The organism is Modestobacter altitudinis (assembly GCF_005930475.1).
Classification (GTDB): Bacteria; Actinomycetota; Actinomycetes; order Mycobacteriales; family Geodermatophilaceae; genus Modestobacter; species Modestobacter altitudinis.
The window spans coordinates 1-20158 of the sequence record NZ_SJEW01000020.1; the positions used below are offsets into that span (position 1 = coordinate 1).

Sequence of the window (20158 nt, forward strand, 5' to 3'; positions counted from 1 at the left end):
GCCGAGGACCACCCCGAGCAGGCCGAGCAGCTTCACGTCCCCGCGGCCCAGGGCCGCCGGGGACGCCACCCGCGCCGCGACCCCTGCACCGGCGGCGGCGACGGCGGCCACCCCGGCGCGCAGCACGGCACCCGCCTCGCCGGTGACGACGGCGTCGGCGAGCAGCGCGACACCGCAACCGATGAGCGCCGGCCAGGTGACCGGGTCGGGCAACCGGTGCCGGCGCAGGTCGACGTCGGCAAGGACGAGGGCGGCCGCGCCGAACCAGGCCAGCGCCACCGCCGCCGGGCGGTCGCCGGCCAGTGCCGGCCCGGCAGCGACGAGGACCGCCGCCAGCAGCGACGTGACCGCGACCCGGACCGGCGTCGGCCGGGCCGCCGGGTCGCGCTCGGCGAGCCGCACGGTGGTGACGGCCAGCCACGGGCCGAACAGCAGGCCCACGACCGCACCGGCGAGCGTCAGCGCGCTGGGCACCGGCCGGTCAGGCGCCCAGCGCGGCGCGCATCGCCGCGATCGGCGCGGGCTGCCCGGTCATCAGCTCCACCTGGGCGGTCGCCTGCCAGAACAGGACCTCGATGCCGCTGATGGCATGGCCGCCGGCCAGGTCGACCCGCTGCGCCAACGGGGTGGGCCAGCCGGCGTAGAGGACGTCGAGCACCGTCTGGCGGGGTCGCCAGTCGAGGTCGGCGACGTCCGCCTGCCCGTCGGCGGGCACCGTGCTCACCACCACGGGCGCGGCCACCGAGGTGGTGGCGTCCAGCCGCTGCACCTCCGCGGTCACGTCCAGCATCTCCAGGACCCGCAGCAGCTCGGTGGCGCGGGCCGGCTCCCGGACGACGACGTCGACCTGGCGGGCGCCCAGGGAGGCCAGCGCGACGGCCGCGGCCACCGCCGTCCCGCCCGCGCCGAGGACGGCCGCGTGCTCCACCTGCTCGACCCCGCCACCCTGCAGCGCGGTGCCGACCCCGAGGACGTCGGTGTTCTCCGCCCGCCAGCCCCCGGCCTCCGTGCGCACCAGGGTGTTCGCCGCGCGCAGCAGGCGCGGGAGGGCGTCGACCTCGTCGGCGAGCTCGACCGCCGCCCGCTTGCACGGCATGGTCACGGAGAAGCCCCGCCACTCCGGGCCGAGGCCGGCCAGCAGCACGGGCAGGTCCTCAGCGCCGACGTCCAGCGCGTCGTAGGTCCAGTCGTCGAGTCCCAGGGCCGCGTACGCCGCCCGGTGCAGCAGCGGGGACAGCGAGTGGCCGACGGGCCGGCCGAGGACTGCTGCCCTCAGGACCGGCCCGTCCGCGTGTCGGGAGCTCAATTCCCCGGGTTGTCCTGCAGCCACTGCTGGAACAGCAGCACGTTCTGCTGGTGCTCATCGGCGGTGACCGCGAACCGGGTCTCCCCGGTGTCGGGGTCCACCACGACGAAGAAGCGCCAGTCGCCGGGGGTCGGGTCGAGCACCGCTCGCAGCGCCTCCTGCCCGGGGTTGCTGATGGCGCCCGGCGGCAGGCCGGAGTGCGCGTAGGTGTTGTACGGCGAGGGGTTGGCCCGGTCCTCGCTCGTGGTGGTGATGCCGCTCTTGCCGTTGGCGTAGTTCACCGTGGTGTCCAGCTGCAGCGGCATGCCGTCGGCCAGCCGGTTGTCCAGCACCCTGGCGACCTTCCCCATGTCCTCGGTGCTGCCGGCCTCGGCCTGCACGATGCTGGCCTCGGTCACCAGGCCCAGCCGCTGGTCCTCGGGGACCTGCAGCTCGTCCAGCACGGCCACCGTGCCGGCCACCATGTCCGTGAGGATCCCGACCGCGGTGTCGCCGGGCTCGATGTCGTAGGTGGCGGGGAACAGGAAGCCCTCGAGCAGCCCGTTGGCATACGCCGGCAGCCCGAGCGCCGCCGGGTCGGCGGCAGCGGCCTCCAGGTCGGCCAGTGGGATGCCGGTCTGGTCGGCGAGCCTCTGCAGCACCTGGGTCACGGTGAGGCCCTCGGGCAGGGTCACCCGGGTGACCTGCCGGGACGCCGGGTCGAGCAGCAGGTCCAGCGCCGCCTCGCCCGACATCTGCGAGCGCAGCGTGTAGACCCCGGGCTGGATGCCGGTCGCCGCCGGGTTGGCGCTCGCCGCGTCCTCGAAGGGGTCGGCGGACGCGATGACGCCCGCGCTCACCAGCGTGCCGGCGATGGCGCGCAGCGAGTCACCGTCGTTCACCCGGACGTCGACGGTGCCGGTCCCGGTGCCGGTGTAGTCCTCGGCGACCGGGTTGATCGTGCTCCACAGCTGCTTGCCGCCGATCCCGATCCCGACGACCAGCGCGGCCAGGACGATCAGCGACAGCACGATGGTGATCGGCCGCCGGCGCTTGCGCGGCCGGTCCGAGCCATCGCCGCCGCGACCTCCACGGCGGCCGCCACCGCCGCCCAGCAGGTGGTCGTCGAGGTCGGCGTCGTCGTGGTGGTCGTCGAGCGGGCCGTGGTGGTCGTCGTCGGTGACGAGCTCCAGCCCACCGGTCTCGTCGAAGACAGTGGCCGGACCGGCCAGCTCGTACGGGTGCTCGTCGGGCTGCGGCCCGACGTCGTCGCCGTCGTCGGGTTCCGTGCCCCGGTGCCGGGACGCCGGGGCGAGCCACGTGCCGGTGTCGCCGTCCCAGTCGGTAGGGTGCATCTCGGTCGCGGGCTCGTCGGCCGGCGCCGCGGTGCGGGGCTCGGCGGTGACGAGCGAGGCCAGCGAGCCGCGACCGGCCGGCTGCGGGGCGTCGAGCACCGGCCGGCTGTTCGCGGAGAGCCAGCCGGGGTCGGTCTCGGCGTCGGCGAACCGGTCGGCGGCGACCCGGTCGGCGATCGTCGGCTCGGTGGCTGCCCGGGGTGCGGGGGCCGACCGGCGGTCGGACCCGGGAGAGCGGCCCGGGCGCTGGTCGGTGTCGGCCTTCGGCACGGCCGGTGCGACGGCCAGCATCTCCGTGGTGCGGGGCGCCGTCTCGGCGGCGGCGCTCGCGGCCGTCATGTCGTCCCAGGACCACGACTTGGGCCCGGAGGCCCCGGCGGGGCGACGGGTACCTTCGGTCGGGTCGATGCCGAAGGCGCTCAGGTCCAGACCGGCGGCGGCCAGGCCGACGTCGGCGATGCCCCCGGCGGCGAGCCCGGTGATCTCGACGTCGGCGATGTCGACGGGGCCGCGGGGCGAGAGCACCTGCACGCCGGTGGCGTCGGTGTCCGGCGCGGAGCGGCGGCCGCGGCGGGGACGCATCGTGTCGTCGGCCAGCTGCAGCGTGCTCGCGCCGGCGCTCGTCCAGGCGGCGAGCAGCTCGGAAGCCGGACGGCCGGCGTCGCCGTCGGGCTGGGAGTGGCGGCCGCGCGGACGCGGCTGGGTCGGGTCCGTCACGAGTGGCGCCCCCTGGTCTCAGGGCCAGTGCGAGGTCGCCCGTCGAGATGGCTCTGCAGGATGACCACGGCGGCCGCCTGGTCGATCACCGGGCGCTGCCGGCGGGCGGAGATGCCTCCGGCGCGCAGATGACTCGCAGCGGTCACGGTGGAGAGCCTTTCGTCGACGAGGTGCACCGGGACGTCCCCGATGCGACTGGCCAGGGATGCAGCGTATGCACTGGCATCTTGTGCCGAGGCGCCCGACGCTCCGGACAGATGTCTCGGCAGACCCACAACCACCTCGACCACCTCGTGTGTCACAACCAGCCCAGCGAGATGGTCGAGATCGCTCTGGTCCTTGGCTCGCCGGAGCGTCTCCAGCGGGCTGGCGAGGGTGCCGGTGGCGTCCGAGAGGGCCACTCCGACGCGCACGGTCCCCACGTCGACGCCCAGTCTCCTCCCTGGCGACCGGACCGGCCCGCCGTCGTCAGCGGCCATGCCGGCCACCGCCGTCGGTGTCGGGCTCGGGCCGGACGGGCCGGGGAGGGACGGGCCGGGGACGGCCGGGCACCCGCGGCGGGTAGCCGCCGAGGTCGAGCTGCCCCGTCTGGGGGTCCAGCGCCGGGGCGCCCTGCCGGTCGAGCGGGGGCAGCGGGAACGGCACCCGCTCGGTGGCGTGCTGCCCGGCGGGTGCCTCCTCCTCGGCGGGGGCGTCCGACGGCACCGGACGCGGCGGCACGGGTGGCCGCAGCATCTGCGGGACCGGCTCTGCCGCCGGGTCCCCGTCCGGTCCGTCGGGCGCGTTCCTCACGAAGTGGCCGCTCCGATCGTCTGCTCGACGGCCGCGAGGGCCGCCGGGATGCCCGCCGGATCGGTCCCGCCGCCCTGGGCGAGGTCCGGCTTCCCGCCCCCCTTGCCACCCAGGTGACCTGTGGCGAGCGTGATCAACCGGCCGGCCGCGAGCCCTCGGCCCACGGCGGCGGGGTTCAGCGCCGCGACCACCGCCACCTTGCCGTCGACCGCCGACGCCAGGACCACCGCTGCGGGCTCGTCACCCAGTCGTCCGCGCACGTCCAGCGCCAGGCTGCGCAGGTCGCCGCCGGACAGGCCGGCCGGCGCCCCGGTGACGACGGCGACCCCGCCCCGGTCCGTGGCGGAGGCGGCCAGGTCTCCGGCAGCGGCCAGCGTCTGCTGCCCGCGGAGCGCGGCCAGCTCGCGGTCGGCGTCCCGGAGCCGGTCGAGCATGCCGTTCACCCGGTCCACGATGCCGTCCTGCGGGGTCTTCAGCAGGTCGGCGAGCTGACGGACCAGGTCGCGCTCCCGGGCCAGGTAGCGGAACCCCTCCAGCCCGACGGACGCCTCGACCCGGCGCGCGCCGGAGCCCACCGAGCTCTCGCCGGTGAGCGCCAGGGTGCCGATCTGGGCGCTGCCCCGCACGTGGGTGCCACCGCACAGCTCCCGGGACCACTCGCCACCGATCTCGACGACCCGGACCTGCTCACCGTAGGTCTCGCCGAACAGCGCGATCGCGCCGAACTCGCGGGCCTCGGGCAGCGTCATGTACAGCGCGCGGACACCGTGGTCGGCGCGGACAGCCGCGTTGGCGACGTCCTCGACGTCGATGCGCTGCTGCGCCGACAGCGCGCCCTGCCAGGCGAAGTCCAGGCGCAGGTAGCCGGGCCGGTTGTAGGAGCCGGACTGCAGCGCCTGCGGGCCGAGCACCTGGCGCAGCGCGGCGTGCAGCACGTGCGTGCCCGAGTGCGCCTGGCAGGCCGACAGCCGCCACTCGCGGTCGACCTGCGCGGTCAGCTCGGTGCCGGCCCGGAGCTCGCCCTCGAGCACCCGCACCTGGTGGGCGACCAGGCCCTTGACCGGGCGCTGGACGTCGATGACCTCGGCCCGGCCGCCGTCCCAGGTCAGCTCGCCGGCGTCGGCGACCTGGCCACCGGACTCGGCGTAGAACGGCGTCCGGTCCAGCACCACGCGGGTGAGCGAGCCGGGCCCGACGACCGGGTCGCCGTCGTCGGAGGTGGCGTCGTCGCCCTCGTCGACGACGCCGAGCACCCGGGACTCGGTGTGCAGCGTGTCGTAGGCGCGCCAGTCGGTGGGCCCGAACTCCGCCAGCAGCCGGCGGTAGGCCAGCACGTCGACCGCCCCGGTGCGCTTGGCCCGGGCGTCGGCGCGGGCCCGGTCGCGCTGCTCCTTCATCAGGGCCCGGAAGCCCTCCTCGTCGACGGTGACACCCTGCTCGGCGGCCATCTCGAGGGTGACGTCGATCGGGAAGCCGTACGTGTCGTGCAGGCTGAACGCCTGGGTGCCCGACAGCGCCGGGGTGCCCGCGGCCCGGGCCTGGCTCACCGCGGTGTCGAACAGCGCCGTCCCGGCGACGAGGGTGCGCCGGAACGCCTCCTCCTCGGCGTAGGCGATGCCGGAGATCCGGGCGAAGTCGGACGCGACCTCGGGGTAGCTGGCGCTCATCGCGCCGCGGGAGACCGGGAGCAGCTCGGGCAGGGTCGCCGCGTCGACGCCGAGGAGCTTCATCGACCGGACGGCGCGGCGCAGCAGCCGGCGCAGGATGTAGCCGCGCCCCTCGTTGCCGGGGGTGACCCCGTCGGCGATGAGCATCAGCCCGCTGCGCACGTGGTCGGCCACCACCCGCAGCCGGACGTCGGACTCGTGGTCGGCGCCGTAGCGCAGGCCGGCCAGCTCGGCGGCCCGGTGCAGCACCGGGGCTACCTCGTCGATCTCGTACATGTTGTCGACGCCCTGCAGCAGGAAGGCCACCCGCTCCAGGCCCATGCCGGTGTCGATGTTCTTCTTCGGCAGCTCGCCGAGGATCGGGAACTCCTTGCCCTCCCCGGGCCCCCGCTCGTACTGCATGAAGACCAGGTTCCAGATCTCCAGGTACCGGTCGCCGGTCGGGTCGACCTCGGGCCCCCCGCCGGGGCCGTACTCCGGCCCGCGGTCGTAGTGGATCTCCGAGCACGGGCCGGCCGGCCCGGCGGCACCGGTCGACCAGTAGTTGTCGTCCTTGCCGCGGCGCTGGATCCGCTCGGCCGGGACGTGGGCCCGCCAGGCGTCGAACGCCTCGTCGTCGTCCAGGTAGACCGTCGGCCAGATCCGCTCGGGGTCCAGGCCCAGGCCGCCGTCCTCGACGCGGCCGGTGACCAGCTCCCAGGCGAAGCCGATGGCCTCGGCCTTGAAGTAGTCGCCGAAGCTGAAGTTGCCGTTCATCTGGAAGAACGTGCCGTGCCGGGTGGTCTTGCCCACCTCCTCGATGTCGAGGGTGCGGACGCACTTCTGCACGCTGGTGGCCCGCGGGAACGGGGCGGGCTCCCGGCCGGTCAGGTACGGGATGAACGGCACCATGCCGGCGACGGTGAACAGCAGCGAGGGGTCGGGCGACACCAGCGAGGCGCTGGGCACCACGGTGTGACCGCGCTTCTCGAAGTGCTCGAGGAAGCGGCGGCGGATCTCGGCGGTCTGCATGCGGGGTCTCGGTCCTTCAGCGAGCGAGGTGGCCGGCGGGACGCCGACCAGGGAGGAGGGTCAGTTGTCCGCTGCGTGTGCGCCGCGCCGCGGCAGCTCGACCTGGCTGCGGTCGGGCAGCGGCGCGTCCAGCCCGGTGCCGGCCCGCAGCTCGTCCTCCCGGGCCGCTGCGGCCGCCCGCACGTCGGCCCCGAAGTCACCGATCGCCTCGGCCAGGTCGCGCAGGCCGTCGGCCAACTGGCCGGCGATGCCCTGCGGGGTGAGCTTCTCCGCGGCCCGGGACAGCCGGCGGACGACGAGGGCGCCGATCGTGACGCCCATGGCCAGCCAGAACAGCCGGCGCATCAGTCGGCCCGCCGCGAGGCGCGCCGCGCCCGCCGCTCGTCCTTGGACGACCGCTGCGCGTCGGCCAGGGCCTGGCCCTCACGCTTCTTGCGCGCCGCGCTGCGCACGCCGTAGCTGAACGCGGCGACCTTGATCAGCGGGCTGCCGAGCGTGGCTGCGAAGACGCTGGTGAGCGCGGCGACGTTGCTGGACACGTTGGCCGCGTTGCCGGTGATGTCGTCGACGCGCTCGAGGTTGGCGTTGACGTGGGTGACCGTCGTCGACGCCTGGCTGAGGATCGGCTGGCTCTGCTCCCGGACCTGGCGGATGGTCAGCGTGGTCTCGTCCAAGGTGCGCCCGAGCTTCAGCAACGGCACCGCCAACAGGAGGACCAGCACCACCACGGCAAGGGCTGCGACCAACCCCGCCCACTCTCCTGCGGACACGCGTGCACTCCCTCGGGTCTCGACTCTCGTCGACGTCTCGGATGGTCCTGTTCCCGGCCGTCGTGCCTGCCGGTGGGGCAACACTAGCCGCGGGGGCCGACGGTCGTCGTCGCCTTCGCCGTCGACGGGCCTCAGCCGCGGCGGCGGACGATCGCCCGGAGCTTGGCCAGCCGGGTCGAGATCGCCGCCTCGACGCCGCGGTTGGTCGGCCGGTAGTAGTCGCGGCCGACCAGGGCGTCGGGCGGGTACTGCTGCGGGACGACGCCGTCGGGGTGGTCGTGCGGGTAGACGTAGGTCTTGCCGTGGCCGAGCGCCTTGGCCCCGGAGTAGTGCGCGTCGCGCAGCCCCGCCGGCACCGGGCCGGCCAGGCCGGCCCGCACGTCGGCCACCGACTCGCCCATCGCCGTGGTGACCGCGTTCGACTTCGGCGCCGTGGCCAGGTGGACGACGGCGTGCGCGAGCGGGAAGTGCCCCTCGGGCATCCCGATGAAGGCGACCGCGTCGGCGGCGGCGACCGCGGTGAGCAGCGCGGTCGGGTCGGCCATGCCGATGTCCTCGCTGGCGGAGATCACCAGCCGGCGGGCGATGAAGCGCGGGTCCTCCCCCGCCTCGACCATCCGGGCCAGGTAGTGCAGCGCCGCGTCGACGTCGCTGCCGCGGATGCTCTTGATCAGGGCACTGGCGATGTCGTAGTGCTGGTCACCGGACCGGTCGTAGCGCACCGCCGCCTGGGCGACCGCCGTCTCCAGGGTCTGCAGGTCGATCTCCGTGGCGCCCACCGCCAGCGCGGCACCGGCGCCGGACTCCAGCGCGGTGAGGGCCTTGCGCCCGTCGCCGCCGGCGACCCGGACCAGGTGCTCCTCGGCCTCCGCGCTCAGCGTCACCGCGCCGGCCAGCCCGCGGTCGCTGGTCAGCGCCCGGTGCAGCAGGGTGCGGACGTCCCCGTCGCTCAGCGGCTGCAGCGCCAGCACCAGGCTGCGGGACAGCAGCGGGCTCACCACGGAGAAGAACGGGTTCTCGGTGGTGGCGGCGATCAGGCTGACGATCCGGTCCTCGACCGCGGACAGCAGCGAGTCCTGCTGGGTCTTGGAGAAGCGGTGCACCTCGTCGATGAACAGCACCGTGCGGCGTCCGGCGTGGGTGAGCTCCCGCTTGGCGCTGGCGATGACCGCGCGGACCTCCTTGACCCCGGCGTCCAGGGCGGAGAGCTGCACGAAGGACCGCTTGGTGGCCAGCGAGATGACGTGGGCCAGCGTGGTCTTCCCGGTGCCGGGCGGGCCGTACAGCACCAGCGACATCGGCTCGTCGGCCTCGACCAGCCGGCGCAGCGGCGCGCGGGGGCCGAGCAGGTGCTGCTGGCCGACGACCTCGTCCAGCGAGCGCGGGCGCATCCGGACGGCGAGCGGGGCACCCGGGTCGACGACCGGGCGCGCTGCCTCGTCGTCGGCGAACAACCCCTCGCCGAACAGACCCGCGTCGCCCACGCTCACGGTGCCTCCGGTCCGCCCCCGCGGGGCGCTCCGCTCCTCGGTCGCCGTGACACGGGTCGCCTCCGCGGTTGCTCCGCTCCTCGCTCGCTGGCGCTCGCTGCGATGCTCACTCCCTGTCGGCTCCGGCGCTCCCTGCGATGCTCACGCCCCTGTCCGCTCACGGTTGCGACGCTACCCGCGGGGCACGACAGCCCCATGCAGCAGCGGACCGTCGGGTCGACCACCGTCAGCGCGATCGGCCTCGGGGCGATGCCCCTGTCGAGCAAGGAGGACCGGCCCTCGCCGGAGGACGCGGTGGCCGTCGTGCACGCCGCCCTGGACGCTGGGGTCACCCTCATCGACACCGCCGACGCCTACGCCGCGGACGAGGCCGAGTTCGGCCACAACGAGGAGCTGGTGGCCCGCGCGCTGGCGGCTTACGGCGGTGACACAACGTCGGTGCTGGTCGCCACCAAGGGCGGGCACACCCGCGACGGCCGGGAGTGGGGGCTGGACGGGACGTCGTCCTACCTCCGCCGCGCCTGCGAGGGGTCGCTGCGCCGGCTCGGCGTCGAGGCGATCGGGCTCTACCAGTTCCACCGGCCCGACCCGGCGACGCCGTGGGAGGAGTCGATGGGCGCGCTGCGGTCGCTGCACGAGGACGGGCTGATCCGGATGGCCGGCATCTCCAACGCCGACGTCGACCAGATCGACGCCGCCCGGGCGATCGTCGGCGAGGCGCTGGTCAGCGTGCAGAACCAGTTCTCCCCGGGCTACCGGTCCTCGGCCGGCGAGCTCGCGCACTGCGCCGCGCACGGGCTGGCCTTCATCCCGTGGAGCCCGTTCGGCGGGGTGTCGGCGGCCAGGTCGCTGGGCTCGACGGCCGACGCGTTCGCCGCCGTCGCCGACGAGCTCGGGGTGTCGGTGTACCAGGTGACGCTGGCCTGGCACCTGGCCCAGGCCGACGTCGTCGTCCCGATCCCCGGCGCCTCGCGTCCGGCGTCCATCGTCGACTCGGCAGCCGCCGCACACGTCGTCCTGACCCCCGACCAACTCGCCCGCCTCGACGCCGCCTGAGGCACCTCTCGTTGATCATGGGCGTCCTGCCACGGACACGCCGGCGGACGGCGTGTCCGCCGGCGAGACGCCCATGGTCAACAACGGCCACGGTGGTTACAGCCACTGCATCCACAGCCTGAGCTGTCGTCCACAGATCAGCTGAACTGCTGGTCGGCGCACCGTCGGGTCGCCGATGGTCGGCGGTGTGGACGGCATCCGGCTCGGCGGCAGCTACACCTGGGCAACGGCGCGAGCGATGGGCGTCACCCGGCGACAGGTCGAGCGGGACGGGCACCGCATCGGACAGGGGCTGTACCTGTCCACGGCGGTGGAGCCGAGCCTGACGGAACGCTGCCGGGCCTGGGCGCGGGTCCTCCCGCCGACGGCAGCCTTCGGGGGCGCCACCGCGGCCGTGCTGCTGGGAGCGCCCCTGGCCGAGCCTCCTCGGCCCACCGTCGTGCTGCCACCACACGCCGTCGTCCCGGCACGGCCAGAGCTGGTGCGGCTCGTCCGGACGCTGACCCCGGTGGACCTGGGCACGATCCACGGCCTGCAGGTCACGTCCGGCTCGCAGACGTTCCTCGACCTGGCCGCTCTGCTGCCGCCGCACGACCTGGTGACCGTGGGCGACGCCCTCTACCGCGGTCGGCACCTGGACGCCGACCGTCTCGCCGAACGCCTGGCGCGCGCGGACCGGGTGCGGGGCGTCGTCCGCGCACGGGCTTGCGCTCCGCTGCTCAGCCCGCAGGCGCAGTCCCGGCCGGAGAGCCTGATGCGGTACTGGCTGGCCACCAGCGAGCTGCCCGACCCGGAGCCGCAGGTCCCGCTGTTCGACGGGCGCGGCCGGGAGGTCGCACACGGCGACCTGGGGTACCGCCGCTGGAAGGTGCTGCTGGAGTACGAGGGCCGGCAACACGCGGAGCGGGAGCAGTTCCGCCGGGACGTCGACCGGTACTCGTTGATGGGCGCCGATGGCTGGCTGGTCCTGCGCTTCGCCGACCAGCACCTCACCGGCCCGGCTGCCGTGCTGGGGCGGACCCGCCGGGCCCTGCTCAGCCGCGGCTGGCGTCCCGGCCTCGGTTGATCATGGGCGTCGTGCGCGATGACGCGCCGATGCACGGCGAGTCCGTGGCACGACGCCCATGATCAACCGCGCGCAGACGGGCTGCCGGGCTCGCCGGGCAGCGGGTCGGCCTCCGGGACGACGTCGATGCCGGCCTCGACCCGCTGGGCGTCGGAGATCGGCGTCGGAGCACCGGTCAGCGGGTCGTAGCCGGCCCCGGTCTTGGGGAAGGCGATGACCTCGCGGATCGAATCGACGCCGGCCAGCAGCGCGGTGAGCCGGTCCCAGCCGATCGCGGCACCGGCGTGCGGCGGCGGACCGTAGGCGAAGGCCTCCAGGAAGAACCCGAACCGCTCCCGGGCCTCCTCGGTCGACATGCCGATGACCTCGAACACCCGCTCCTGCAGCGTCGCGTCGGCGATCCGGACCGACCCGCTCATCAGCTCGTTGCCGTTGCACACCAGGTCGTAGGCGTCCGACAGCGCCGCGCCCTTGTCCTCGGCGAACCGCTCCCGCCACTCCGGGGTGGGCGAGGTGAAGGGGTGGTGCATGAAGGTCCAGTCGCCGTCCTCGGTCTCCTCGAACATCGGGAAGTCCACGACGAACAGGAACGACCACGAGCCGGGTGCGATGAGCTCCAGCCGCTTGGCCACCTCGTTGCGGGCGGCGCCGAGCAGCTCCTGGGAGGACCGCCGCTGGCCGGCGGCGAAGAACACGCAGTCGCCGGGGGCCGCGCCCACGGCCTCGACCAGCCCGGCCCGCTCGGACTCGGAGATGTTCTTGGCCACCGGGCCGCCGAGGGTGCCGTCGTCGGCGACGGTCACGTAGGCCAGGCCCTTGGCCCCGCGCGAGCGGGCCCAGTCCTGCCACGCGTCGAAGGCACGCCGCGGCTGCGAGCCCCCGCCGGGCATCACGATCGCCCCGACGTAGGGCGACTGGAACACCCGGAACGGCGTCTCGGCGAAGTAGGAGGTGAGCTCGGTCAGCTCGACACCGAACCGCAGGTCGGGCTTGTCGGAGCCGAACCGGTCCATCGCCTCGCGGTAGGTCATCCGCGGGACCTCCGGGACGGCGTAGGAGGCCAGCTCCCGCCACAGCGACCGGATGACGTCCTCGGCCACGGCCAGCACGTCGTCCCGGTCGACGAAGCTCATCTCGAAGTCCAGCTGGGTGAACTCCGGCTGCCGGTCGGCCCGGAAGTCCTCGTCCCGGAAGCAGCGGGCGATCTGGTAGTACCGCTCCAGCCCGCCGATCATCAGCAGCTGCTTGAACAGCTGCGGCGACTGGGGCAGCGCGTACCAGGAGCCCGGCTGCAGCCGCACCGGGACGACGAAGTCCCGCGCCCCCTCGGGCGTCGACCGGGTCAGGTTCGGCGTCTCGACCTCGGTGAACCCGTGGCCGGCCATCACCCCGCGGGCGATCCGGTTGATCTCCGAGCGCAGCCGGAGCGCCGCGGCCGGGCCCTGCCGGCGCAGGTCGAGGTAGCGGTACCGGTAGCGGACGTCGTCGCCGGCGGCCTGCGCGGTCTCGATCGGGAACGGCAGCGGCGCGGACGCCGAGAGCACCTGCAGCTCGGAGGCCACGACCTCGATGTCCCCGGTCGGCAGCTCCGGGTTCTCGTTGCCCGCCGGGCGCTGCTGCACCTCCCCGGTCACCAGCACGCAGTACTCGTTGCGCAAGGCGTGCGCCTCCTCCTCGCGGACGACGACCTGGGCGTAGCCCGAGGCGTCCCGCAGGTCGAGGAAGACGACCCCGCCGTGGTCGCGCCGGCGGGCGATCCAGCCGGCGAGGGTGACCGTGGAACCGGCGTCGGTCGCGCGCAGCGTGCCGGCGTCGTGGGTGCGGAGCAAGGAAGTGCCTCTCAGGTGGGCGGTGAGGTGTGCCGGATGGGTCGTTACCAGCGGTCGTGCACGGAGGCGCGGATGCGCTCGTCGTACACGCGCTCGCAGTCGGCGAGCTGGCTGGGGGTGAGGGACGGGATGTTGGCGGCGGCCACGTTGCCCAACGCCTGCTGGACGTTGCGGGCGCCGGGGATGACGGTGGTGACGCCGGGCTGGTCGATCACCCAGCGCAGCGCGAAGGCCGCGGTCGAGACGTCCGGGCCGGCGATCTCGGCGACCTCGCGGGCGGCGGCGACACCGATCTCGAACGGCACGCCGGAGAAGGTCTCACCGACGTCGAAGGCCTCGCCGTTGCGGTTGAAGTTCCGGTGGTCGTCGGCGGCGAAGGTGGTGTCGGTGGAGTACTTGCCCGACAGCAGCCCGCTGGCCAGCGGCACCCGGGCCAGGATGCCGACCTCGGCCCGCCCTGCTGCCGGCAGCAGCTGCTCCAGCGGCTTGCGCCGGAAGACGTTGAGGATGACCTGGATCGACTGCACGCCGGGGTGCTGCAGCGCGGTCAGGCCCTCGGCGACGGTCTCCACCGAGACGCCGTAGGCGGCGATCGCCTGCTCCTCGACCAGCGCGTCGAGGGTCTCGTAGACCCGCTCGTCGGAGTAGACGGCCGGCGGCGGGCAGTGCAGCTGCACGAGGTCGAGGGTGTCCACGCCGAGGTTGCGGCGGGACCGGTCGATCCAGGCGCGCAGGTTCTCCGGCGTGTAGGTCTCGGCGGCGAACGGGTCGGCGCGCCGGCCGGCCTTGGTGGCCACGAACGGGCGCTCGCCGCGGGCGGCCAGCGCCTTGCGGATGCGCTCCTCCGACCGGCCGTCGCCGTAGACGTCAGCGGTGTCCAGCAGGGTGACGCCGGCGTCCAGCGCCGCGTCCAGGACGGCGGCCGCGTCGTCCTGGGTCACGTCGCCCCAGTCACCGCCCAGCTGCCAGGTGCCCAGGCCGACGACCGAGACGTCGGCGCCGGTCCGGCCCAGCGGCCGGGTCTCGAGGGGGGTGCTGGAAGTCATGCGCCCACCGTCGCACGCACCCGGTCGAACAGCTCACCCAGGGGGACGGCGACCTGCTCGTGCGTCCGCAGGTCCCGCAGCTGCGCCACGCCCTCGGCCAGGTCGCGGTCGCCGACGACCACCGCGTGCGAGGCACCCGAGCGGTCGGCGGCCTTCATCGCGCCCTTGAGCCCGCGGTCGCCGTAGACGGTGTCGGCCGGGACGCCGGCCTCGCGCAGCTGCCCGACGAGCGTCACCGCGAACCGCTTGGCCTCCGCGCCCAACGGGACGACGAACGCCTGCACCCCGGCCGACGCCGCGATGTCCAGCCCCTCGGCCTGCACCGCGAGCAGCGTCCGGTCGACCCCGACGGCGTACCCGATGCCGGACAGGTCCGGACCGCCCAGCGCCGCGGACAGCCCGTCGTACCGGCCGCCGCCACCGATCGCGGACTGCGCGCCCAGCCCGGAGTGCACGAACTCGAACGTCGTCTTCGTGTAGTAGTCCAGCCCGCGCACCAGCCGCGGCGCCTCGGTCCAGGCCACGCCCAGGTCGGTCAGGTGCTGCCGGACGGCGTCGTAGTGCGCCCTGGTCGAGTCCGACAGGTGGTCGACCATCAGCGGGGCGTCGTCCAGCTGGGCCTGCACCTCGGGGCGCTTGTCGTCCAGCACCCGCAGCGGGTTGATCTCCGCCCGGCGGCGGGTGTCCTCGTCCAGGTCCAGCCCCGCCAGGAAGTCGACCAGCAGCTCGCGGTACTGCGGCCGGCAGGTGGCGTCACCGAGCGAGGTGAGCAGCAGCTCGAACTGGGTCAGCCCCAGGTCGCGGAAGCCCTGCACGGCCAGGGCGACCACCTCGGCGTCCAGCGCCGGGTCGTCGACGCCGAGGGCCTCGCAGTCGACCTGGGTGAAGTGCCGGTACCGGCCGGCCTGCGGCCGCTCGTAGCGGAACGCCGACCCGACCGCCCACAGCTTCACCGGCAGCGCGCCGGAGTACAGCCGGTGCTCGATGAACGAGCGCATCAGCCCGGCGGTGAGCTCGGGCCGCAAGGTCAGTGAGCGGCCACCCCGGTCGGTGAACGTGTACATCTCCTTGGAGACGACGTCGGTCGACTCCCCCACCCCGCGGGCGAACACCGCGGTGTCCTCGAACGTGGGCGTCTCGATGTAGCCGTACCCGGCCCGCCGCAGCGGCGCGGTCAGGGTGTCCCGGACGGCGAGGAACTCCGCCGACGCCGGCGGCAGCGTGTCGAAGGTGCCCTTCGGCGCGGTCAGCCCGCTCACGGTGTCATCACTCGCTGGCGCTCGCTGCTGTGCTCGCTCACAACCCTCGTCCCCTCGGTGCGCCGACCGCCTCGGCGAGGTACGGGTTGGTGGCGCGCTCGCGGCCGATCGTGGTGGCGGCGCCGTGGCCGGGGAGGACGACGGTCTCGTCGGCCAAGGGCAGGACGACGTCCCGCAGCGAGCCGAGCATCGCCTCCCACGACCCGCCGGGCAGGTCGACCCGGCCGACGGAGCCGGCGAACAGGACGTCGCCGGCCAGCAGCCCCGGCGAGTCGTCCAGGTCGAGGGAGAACACCACGGAGCCCTGGGTGTGTCCGGGCGCGTGCCGCACGGTGAGATCGACCCCGGCCAGCGACAGCCGTGCGCCGTCGTCCAGCGGCAGCACGTCGGAGGGGTCGGGCAGCCGCACGCCGGTGATCAGCGGCGCGAGCTGCGGGCCGTGCCACCGCGCCGGGTCCGACAGCATGCCGGTGTCGGCGGGGTGCAGGTACGCGGGGATGTCGTAGCCCTCGCACACCGGGAGCACCGAGAAGGTGTGGTCCAGGTGGCCGTGGGTGAGCACGACGGCCACCGGCTTCAGACCGTCGGCGGCGAGCATCTCCGCGAGCGGTACCACGGCGTCCATGCCCGGGTCGACGACGACGCACTCGGCGCCCGGTGCGGAGGCCACCGCGTAGCAGTTGGTGCCGAACGCGCCGGCGGGGAAGGAGCGGATGAGCACCTGTGCAGGTTACGCGGGGAGATCACCGCCCAGCCGCGCTGCCAGGGAGCGGACAGGTGGCCGCCCTACACTGCGCACTCGACACCGCGGGGTGGACGGCGTCAGCTCGAGGAGCGGGCCGCCCCCGCGCCCGAGCACACGCACGAGGAGCCCGAGAAGAGTGCCGACGAACAAGCAGCGCCGCGAGCAGGCCCAGCGACGGCTGCAGCGCCAGCTGGAGCGCCGCGAGCAGATCGCCCGCACGCGCCGCCGCAACCTGCTCATCGGCGTGACGGTGCTCGCCGTCCTCGCCGTGGTCGGCGCCTTCTTCATCATCACCGGGCTCGCCGACGACGATCCCGACAGCACCGCGGCCCCGAGCAGCACCAGCGCCGCCAGCTCGGCGTCCGCTGCGCCCGCCGGGCAGACGACCGTCGCCGGGCCCTGCACCTACACGACCGACGGCACCGCCAGCGCCGGCGCCGAGGTCACTCCCCCGTCCGGGGACATCGCGACCACCGGCACGCTGGCGCTGACGATGGCGACCAACTTCGGGGACATCGGGCTCGCCCTGGACCAGGCCACGGCCCCCTGCGCGTCGGCCAGCTTCGCCGCCCTCAGCCAGCAGGGCTACTTCGACGGCACGCCCTGCCACCGGGAGACCGACTCCGACAGCCTCAAGGTGCTGCAGTGCGGCGACCCCGGCGGCACCGGCAGGGGTGGCCCCGGCTACACCTTCCCGACCCAGGTGACCGGGTCCGAGACCTACCCGCGCGGCACGGTGGCGATGGCCAACAGCGGCTCGGGCACCGACGGCAGCCAGTTCTTCCTGGTCTTCGGTGACAGCACGCTGCCGCCGGACTACACCGTCGTGGGCAGGATCGACGACCCCGGGCTCGCCGTCCTGGACACCATCGCTGCCAACGGGAACGACGGCGCCAACGGCACCGGCGACGGCGCACCCACCCAGCCCGTCACCATCACCGCGATGACCCCCGCCGCCTGAGCGCCGCGCGGCGGCGGGTCCGCACCGGCACACTGGGCGCGATGGACGCCGACCTGTACGCGGGCTTCCCACCGGGCTTCTTCGACCGCAGCGACGACGGGCCGGACGCCGGGTTCTACGACCGGCCCCGGCTGGTCACGCACATCGACGACCGCGCGATCGCCGCCGTCGGGGAGCTGTACGCCGAGCTGGGCATCGACGGGGACGCGCCGGCGCCGACGAGGGTCCTGGACCTGATGTCCTCGTGGGTGTCGCACTTCCGCACGCCCCCGGCCGAGCTGGTGGTGCTCGGCATGAACGCCGAGGAGCTGGCGGCCAACCCGGCGGCCACGGACCGGCTGGTGCACGACCTGAACGCCGACCCGCGCATCCCGCTCCCCGATGACGACGTGGACGCCGCGGTCTGCTGCGTGTCGATCGACTACCTGACCCGGCCGATCGAGGTGCTCCGCGACGTCGGCCGGGTGCTGCGCCCCGGCGGGCAGCTGGCGGTCACCTTCTCCGACCGCTGCTTCCCCACCAAGGCCGTCCGCGGCTGGCTGGCGACCGACGACGCGCAGCACGGGGCCGTGGTCGCCGAGCTGGTGCGCCGCAGCGGCCGGTTCACCGAGCCGACCGTCTCGCTGCGGACCCCGCCGGGCCGCGGCGACCCGCTCCACGCCGTGGTCGCGGCGCGCCTCGTCAGGCGGTGACGCGCTCGACGTCGAAGACGCCGTCGACGCTGCGGATCGTCTGCAGCACCGAGCCCAGGTGGGCCGGGTCGGCCAGCTCGAAGGTGAACCGGCTGACCGCCACCCGGTCCCGGCTGGTCTGCACCGACGCGGACAGGATGTTGACCCGCTCGTCGGCCAGCGCCCTGGTGACGTCGGAGAGCAGCCGGTGCCGGTCGAGCGCCTCCACCTGGATGGCGACCAGGAAGACCGAGCCCGGCTGCGAGGCCCAGTCGACCTCCACCAGCCGCTCGGGCTTGCGCTGCAGGTCCTCGGCGTTGGTGCAGTCGGTGCGGTGCACGCTCACCCCGCCGCCCCGGGTGACGAAGCCGAGGATGTCGTCCCCCGGGACCGGGGTGCAGCACTTGGCGAGCTTGGCCCACACGTCGGTCATCCCGTGGACGACGACCCCCGGGTCGCCGCCGGCGGAGCGGGTCACCGAACGCTTGGTGGGGATCGCGGTCTCGGCGATGTCCTCGGCCGCGCCCTCGGTGCCGCCGAGCGCGATGAGCAGCTTCTCGACGATCGAGTGCGCCGAGACCTGGTTCTCCCCCACCGCGGCGTACAGCGCGCTGATGTCGGGGTAGTGCAGGTCCGCCGCCAGCGTCGCCAGCGACTCCCCGCCCAGCAGCCGCTGCAGCGGGAGCCCGGCCTTGCGCATCGCCTTGGTCAGCGCGTCCTTGCCCGCCTCGACGGCGTCCTCGCGGCGCTCCTTGGTGAACCACTGGCGGATCTTCGTCCGCGCCCGGGAACTGCCCACGAAGGACAGCCAGTCCTTCGACGGGGCGGCCGTGGGCGAGCGGGAGGTGAAGACCTCCACGACGTCACCGTTGGACAGCTTGCTGTCCAGGGAGACCAGGTTGCCGTTGACCCGGGCGCCGATGCAGCGGTGCCCGACCTCGGTGTGCACGGCGTAGGCGAAGTCGACCGGGGTCGACTCCCCCGGCAGGCTGATCACGTCGCCCTTGGGCGTGAAGACGAAGACCTCCTGCGGACCGAGGTCGTAGCGCAGCGTCTCCAGGAACTCGCCGGGCTCCTGCGCCTCGCGCTGCCAGTCCAGCAGCTGGCGCAGCCACAGCATGTCGTCGCCGGCGGAGCCGGGCGTCGGGCCGGCCTCGGTCCTGCCGCCGCCGCGGGCGTTCTCCTTGTACTTCCAGTGCGCGGCGATCCCGTAGTCGGCGATGCGGTGCATGTCGTGCGTGCGGATCTGCAGCTCGACCGGCTTGCCCTGCGGACCGATGACGGTGGTGTGCAGCGACTGGTACATGTTGAACTTCGGCATCGCCACGAAGTCCTTGAAGCGGCCGGGTACCGGCTGCCAGTGGGCGTGCATGATGCCCAGCGCCGCGTACACGTCGCGCACCGAGTCGACCAGGATCCGGATGCCGACCAGGTCCCAGATGTCGGTGAAGTCCCGGCCGCGGACGATCATCTTCTGGTAGATCGAGTAGTAGTGCTTGGGCCGGCCGGTGACGACCGCCTCGATCTTGGCCGACTTCAGCTGCTCGGTGACCGCCGAGGCGACCTCGGCCAGGTAGGTGTCCCGGGACGGCGCCCGCTCGGCCACCAGCCGCACGATCTCGTCGTACCGCTTGGGGTACAGGGTGGCGAACGCGAGGTCCTCGAGCTCCCACTTGATCGTGTTCATGCCCAGCCGGTGCGCCAGCGGGGCGAGGATCTCCAGCGTCTCGCGCGCCTTCTTCTCCTGCTTCTCGGGCGGGAGGAAGCGCAGCGTGCGCATGTTGTGCAGCCGGTCGGCCAGCTTGATGACCAGCACCCGCGGGTCGCGGGACATCGCCACGATCATCTTGCGGATGGTCTCGGCCTGGGCCGCGTCCCCGAACTTGACCTTGTCGATCTTGGTGACGCCGTCGACCAGGTGGGCGACCTCAGGCCCGAAGTCCGCGCGGATGGACTCCAGGTCGACCCCGGTGTCCTCGACCGTGTCGTGCAGCAGCGCGGCCACCAGCGTCGTGGTGTCCATGCCCAGGCCGGCCAGGACCGTGGCGACCGCCAGCGGGTGGGTGATGTAGGGGTCGCCGCTCTTGCGCCGCTGCTCGGCGTGCGCCTCCTCGGCCACGTCGTAGGCCCGCTGCAGCAGCGCGAGGTCGGCCTTGGGGTGGCTCTGCCGGTGCAGGGCGGCCAGCGGCTCGAGGACCGGGCGGATCCCGGTGGAGCGCTGCCCGGCGACGATCCGCCGGGCCAGCCGGTCGCGGACCCGCCGGCGCGGGACGGTCTCGCTCTCCCCGCCCGGCTCGGCGGCGACGTCGTCGGGACGGCGGACGACCGGGCGCTCGGGCAGGGGGGCCCGCGGCGCTGCCTCCTGCGCAGGAGGCGCGTCAGACGTCTGGGGCGCGACGACGTCAGAGGCCACGGGTGCTCCTGCCCTGTCGAGGAGG

The 20158-nt window shown here is 74.2% G+C and carries 18 protein-coding genes; 4 read left to right on the forward strand and 14 right to left on the reverse strand.

Going from position 1 to position 20158, the window contains the following annotated elements; genetic code table 11:
* The 9 genes from FHL79_RS09690 to FHL79_RS09730 all read right to left on the reverse strand — a co-directional run.
* A partial coding sequence (locus tag FHL79_RS09690; protein WP_138758400.1) for a prepilin peptidase occupies positions 1-474 on the reverse strand: 474 nt, incomplete at its 3' end.
* 7 nt (positions 475-481) lie between these two features.
* Positions 482-1306, reverse strand: a complete 825-nt coding sequence (locus tag FHL79_RS09695; RefSeq protein WP_138758401.1) for a shikimate dehydrogenase — start codon at positions 1304-1306, stop codon at positions 482-484.
* Positions 1303-3357 (reverse strand): endolytic transglycosylase MltG, encoded by a 2055-nt coding sequence (gene mltG / locus FHL79_RS09700; protein WP_138758402.1) that lies wholly within the window; start codon positions 3355-3357, stop codon positions 1303-1305. Before mltG ends, FHL79_RS09695 begins: the two co-directional genes overlap by 4 nt.
* Entirely contained in the window at positions 3354-3836 is a 483-nt protein-coding gene (gene ruvX / locus FHL79_RS09705; protein ID WP_138758403.1) for a Holliday junction resolvase RuvX, read from the reverse strand. Before ruvX ends, mltG begins: the two co-directional genes overlap by 4 nt.
* Positions 3826-4092: a hypothetical protein gene (locus FHL79_RS09710; protein WP_138758404.1), complete on the reverse strand. Its 267-nt coding sequence runs from the start codon at positions 4090-4092 to the stop codon at positions 3826-3828. Before FHL79_RS09710 ends, ruvX begins: the two co-directional genes overlap by 11 nt.
* 53 nt (positions 4093-4145) lie before the next feature.
* Positions 4146-6827, reverse strand: a complete 2682-nt coding sequence (gene alaS / locus FHL79_RS09715) for an alanine--tRNA ligase (protein WP_138758405.1) — start codon at positions 6825-6827, stop codon at positions 4146-4148.
* Between the two features lie 60 nt (positions 6828-6887).
* Entirely contained in the window at positions 6888-7172 is a 285-nt protein-coding gene (locus FHL79_RS09720; protein WP_138758406.1) for a hypothetical protein, read from the reverse strand.
* On the reverse strand, positions 7172-7597 hold the full coding sequence (locus FHL79_RS09725; RefSeq protein WP_138758407.1) for a DUF948 domain-containing protein: 426 nt from the start codon (positions 7595-7597) through the stop codon (positions 7172-7174). Before FHL79_RS09725 ends, FHL79_RS09720 begins: the two co-directional genes overlap by 1 nt.
* 131 nt (positions 7598-7728) lie before the next feature.
* Positions 7729-9087: a replication-associated recombination protein A gene (locus FHL79_RS09730; protein WP_246080568.1), complete on the reverse strand. Its 1359-nt coding sequence runs from the start codon at positions 9085-9087 to the stop codon at positions 7729-7731.
* 195 nt (positions 9088-9282) lie between these two features.
* Here FHL79_RS09730 and FHL79_RS09735 point away from each other — a divergent pair, with 195 nt between their 5' ends.
* Together FHL79_RS09735 and FHL79_RS09740 are read left to right on the forward strand one after the other, a co-directional pair.
* On the forward strand, positions 9283-10143 hold the full coding sequence (locus FHL79_RS09735) for an aldo/keto reductase (RefSeq protein WP_138758408.1): 861 nt from the start codon (positions 9283-9285) through the stop codon (positions 10141-10143).
* A 175-nt stretch (positions 10144-10318) separates the two neighbouring features.
* Positions 10319-11209 carry a DUF559 domain-containing protein gene (locus tag FHL79_RS09740; RefSeq protein WP_246080570.1) on the forward strand — a complete coding sequence of 297 codons (891 nt, stop codon included), beginning with the start codon at positions 10319-10321 and terminating at the stop codon, positions 11207-11209.
* A gap of 62 nt (positions 11210-11271) precedes the next feature.
* On the opposite strand, the gene aspS is transcribed toward FHL79_RS09740, so the two are convergent.
* Genes aspS through FHL79_RS09760 form a run of 4 tightly spaced genes read right to left on the reverse strand, consistent with a single transcriptional unit; the run spans position 11272 to position 16064 of the window.
* Positions 11272-13038 carry an aspartate--tRNA ligase gene (gene aspS / locus FHL79_RS09745; protein WP_138758409.1) on the reverse strand — a complete coding sequence of 589 codons (1767 nt, stop codon included), beginning with the start codon at positions 13036-13038 and terminating at the stop codon, positions 11272-11274.
* Between the two features lie 44 nt (positions 13039-13082).
* Positions 13083-14084 carry an aldo/keto reductase gene (locus tag FHL79_RS09750; RefSeq protein ID WP_138758410.1) on the reverse strand — a complete coding sequence of 334 codons (1002 nt, stop codon included), beginning with the start codon at positions 14082-14084 and terminating at the stop codon, positions 13083-13085.
* Positions 14081-15343 carry a histidine--tRNA ligase gene (hisS, locus tag FHL79_RS09755; protein ID WP_138758411.1) on the reverse strand — a complete coding sequence of 421 codons (1263 nt, stop codon included), beginning with the start codon at positions 15341-15343 and terminating at the stop codon, positions 14081-14083. Before hisS ends, FHL79_RS09750 begins: the two co-directional genes overlap by 4 nt.
* 37 nt (positions 15344-15380) lie before the next feature.
* The gene (locus FHL79_RS09760; protein ID WP_138758412.1) at positions 15381-16064 is read right to left on the reverse strand and encodes an MBL fold metallo-hydrolase; all 684 of its coding nucleotides are present in this window, start codon (positions 16062-16064) and stop codon (positions 15381-15383) included.
* 160 nt (positions 16065-16224) lie between these two features.
* On the opposite strand from FHL79_RS09760, the gene FHL79_RS09765 reads away from it, so the two are divergent.
* Together FHL79_RS09765 and FHL79_RS09770 are read left to right on the forward strand one after the other, a co-directional pair.
* Positions 16225-17049: a peptidylprolyl isomerase gene (locus FHL79_RS09765; protein WP_138758413.1), complete on the forward strand. Its 825-nt coding sequence runs from the start codon at positions 16225-16227 to the stop codon at positions 17047-17049.
* A 41-nt stretch (positions 17050-17090) separates the two neighbouring features.
* A complete protein-coding gene (locus FHL79_RS09770; protein WP_138758414.1) occupies positions 17091-17741 on the forward strand; it encodes a class I SAM-dependent methyltransferase in 651 nt (216 codons plus the stop codon).
* Here the strand turns inward: FHL79_RS09770 and FHL79_RS09775 are convergent.
* The gene (locus tag FHL79_RS09775) at positions 17731-20133 is read right to left on the reverse strand and encodes a RelA/SpoT family protein (RefSeq protein WP_138758415.1); all 2403 of its coding nucleotides are present in this window, start codon (positions 20131-20133) and stop codon (positions 17731-17733) included. The two genes, FHL79_RS09770 and FHL79_RS09775, sit on opposite strands and share 11 nt — an antisense overlap.
* Between the last annotated feature and the right edge of the window lie 25 nt (positions 20134-20158).

What these genes read in the sequence shown, in the direction of transcription:
- FHL79_RS09735 (WP_138758408.1), top strand. Translation starts at nt 9,283, where the DNA reads ATGCAGCAGCGGACCGTCGGGTCGACCACCGTCAGCGCGATCGGCCTC.
- FHL79_RS09740 (WP_246080570.1), top strand. Translation starts at nt 10,319, where the DNA reads ATGGTCGGCGGTGTGGACGGCATCCGGCTCGGCGGCAGCTACACCTGG.
- FHL79_RS09710 (WP_138758404.1), bottom strand. Translation starts at nt 4,092, where the DNA reads ATGCTGCGGCCACCCGTGCCGCCGCGTCCGGTGCCGTCGGACGCCCCC.
- FHL79_RS09750 (WP_138758410.1), bottom strand. Translation starts at nt 14,084, where the DNA reads ATGACTTCCAGCACCCCCCTCGAGACCCGGCCGCTGGGCCGGACCGGC.
- FHL79_RS09720 (WP_138758406.1), bottom strand. Translation starts at nt 7,172, where the DNA reads ATGCGCCGGCTGTTCTGGCTGGCCATGGGCGTCACGATCGGCGCCCTC.
- ruvX (WP_138758403.1), bottom strand. Translation starts at nt 3,836, where the DNA reads ATGGCCGCTGACGACGGCGGGCCGGTCCGGTCGCCAGGGAGGAGACTG.
- FHL79_RS09770 (WP_138758414.1), top strand. Translation starts at nt 17,091, where the DNA reads ATGGACGCCGACCTGTACGCGGGCTTCCCACCGGGCTTCTTCGACCGC.
- alaS (WP_138758405.1), bottom strand. Translation starts at nt 6,827, where the DNA reads ATGCAGACCGCCGAGATCCGCCGCCGCTTCCTCGAGCACTTCGAGAAG.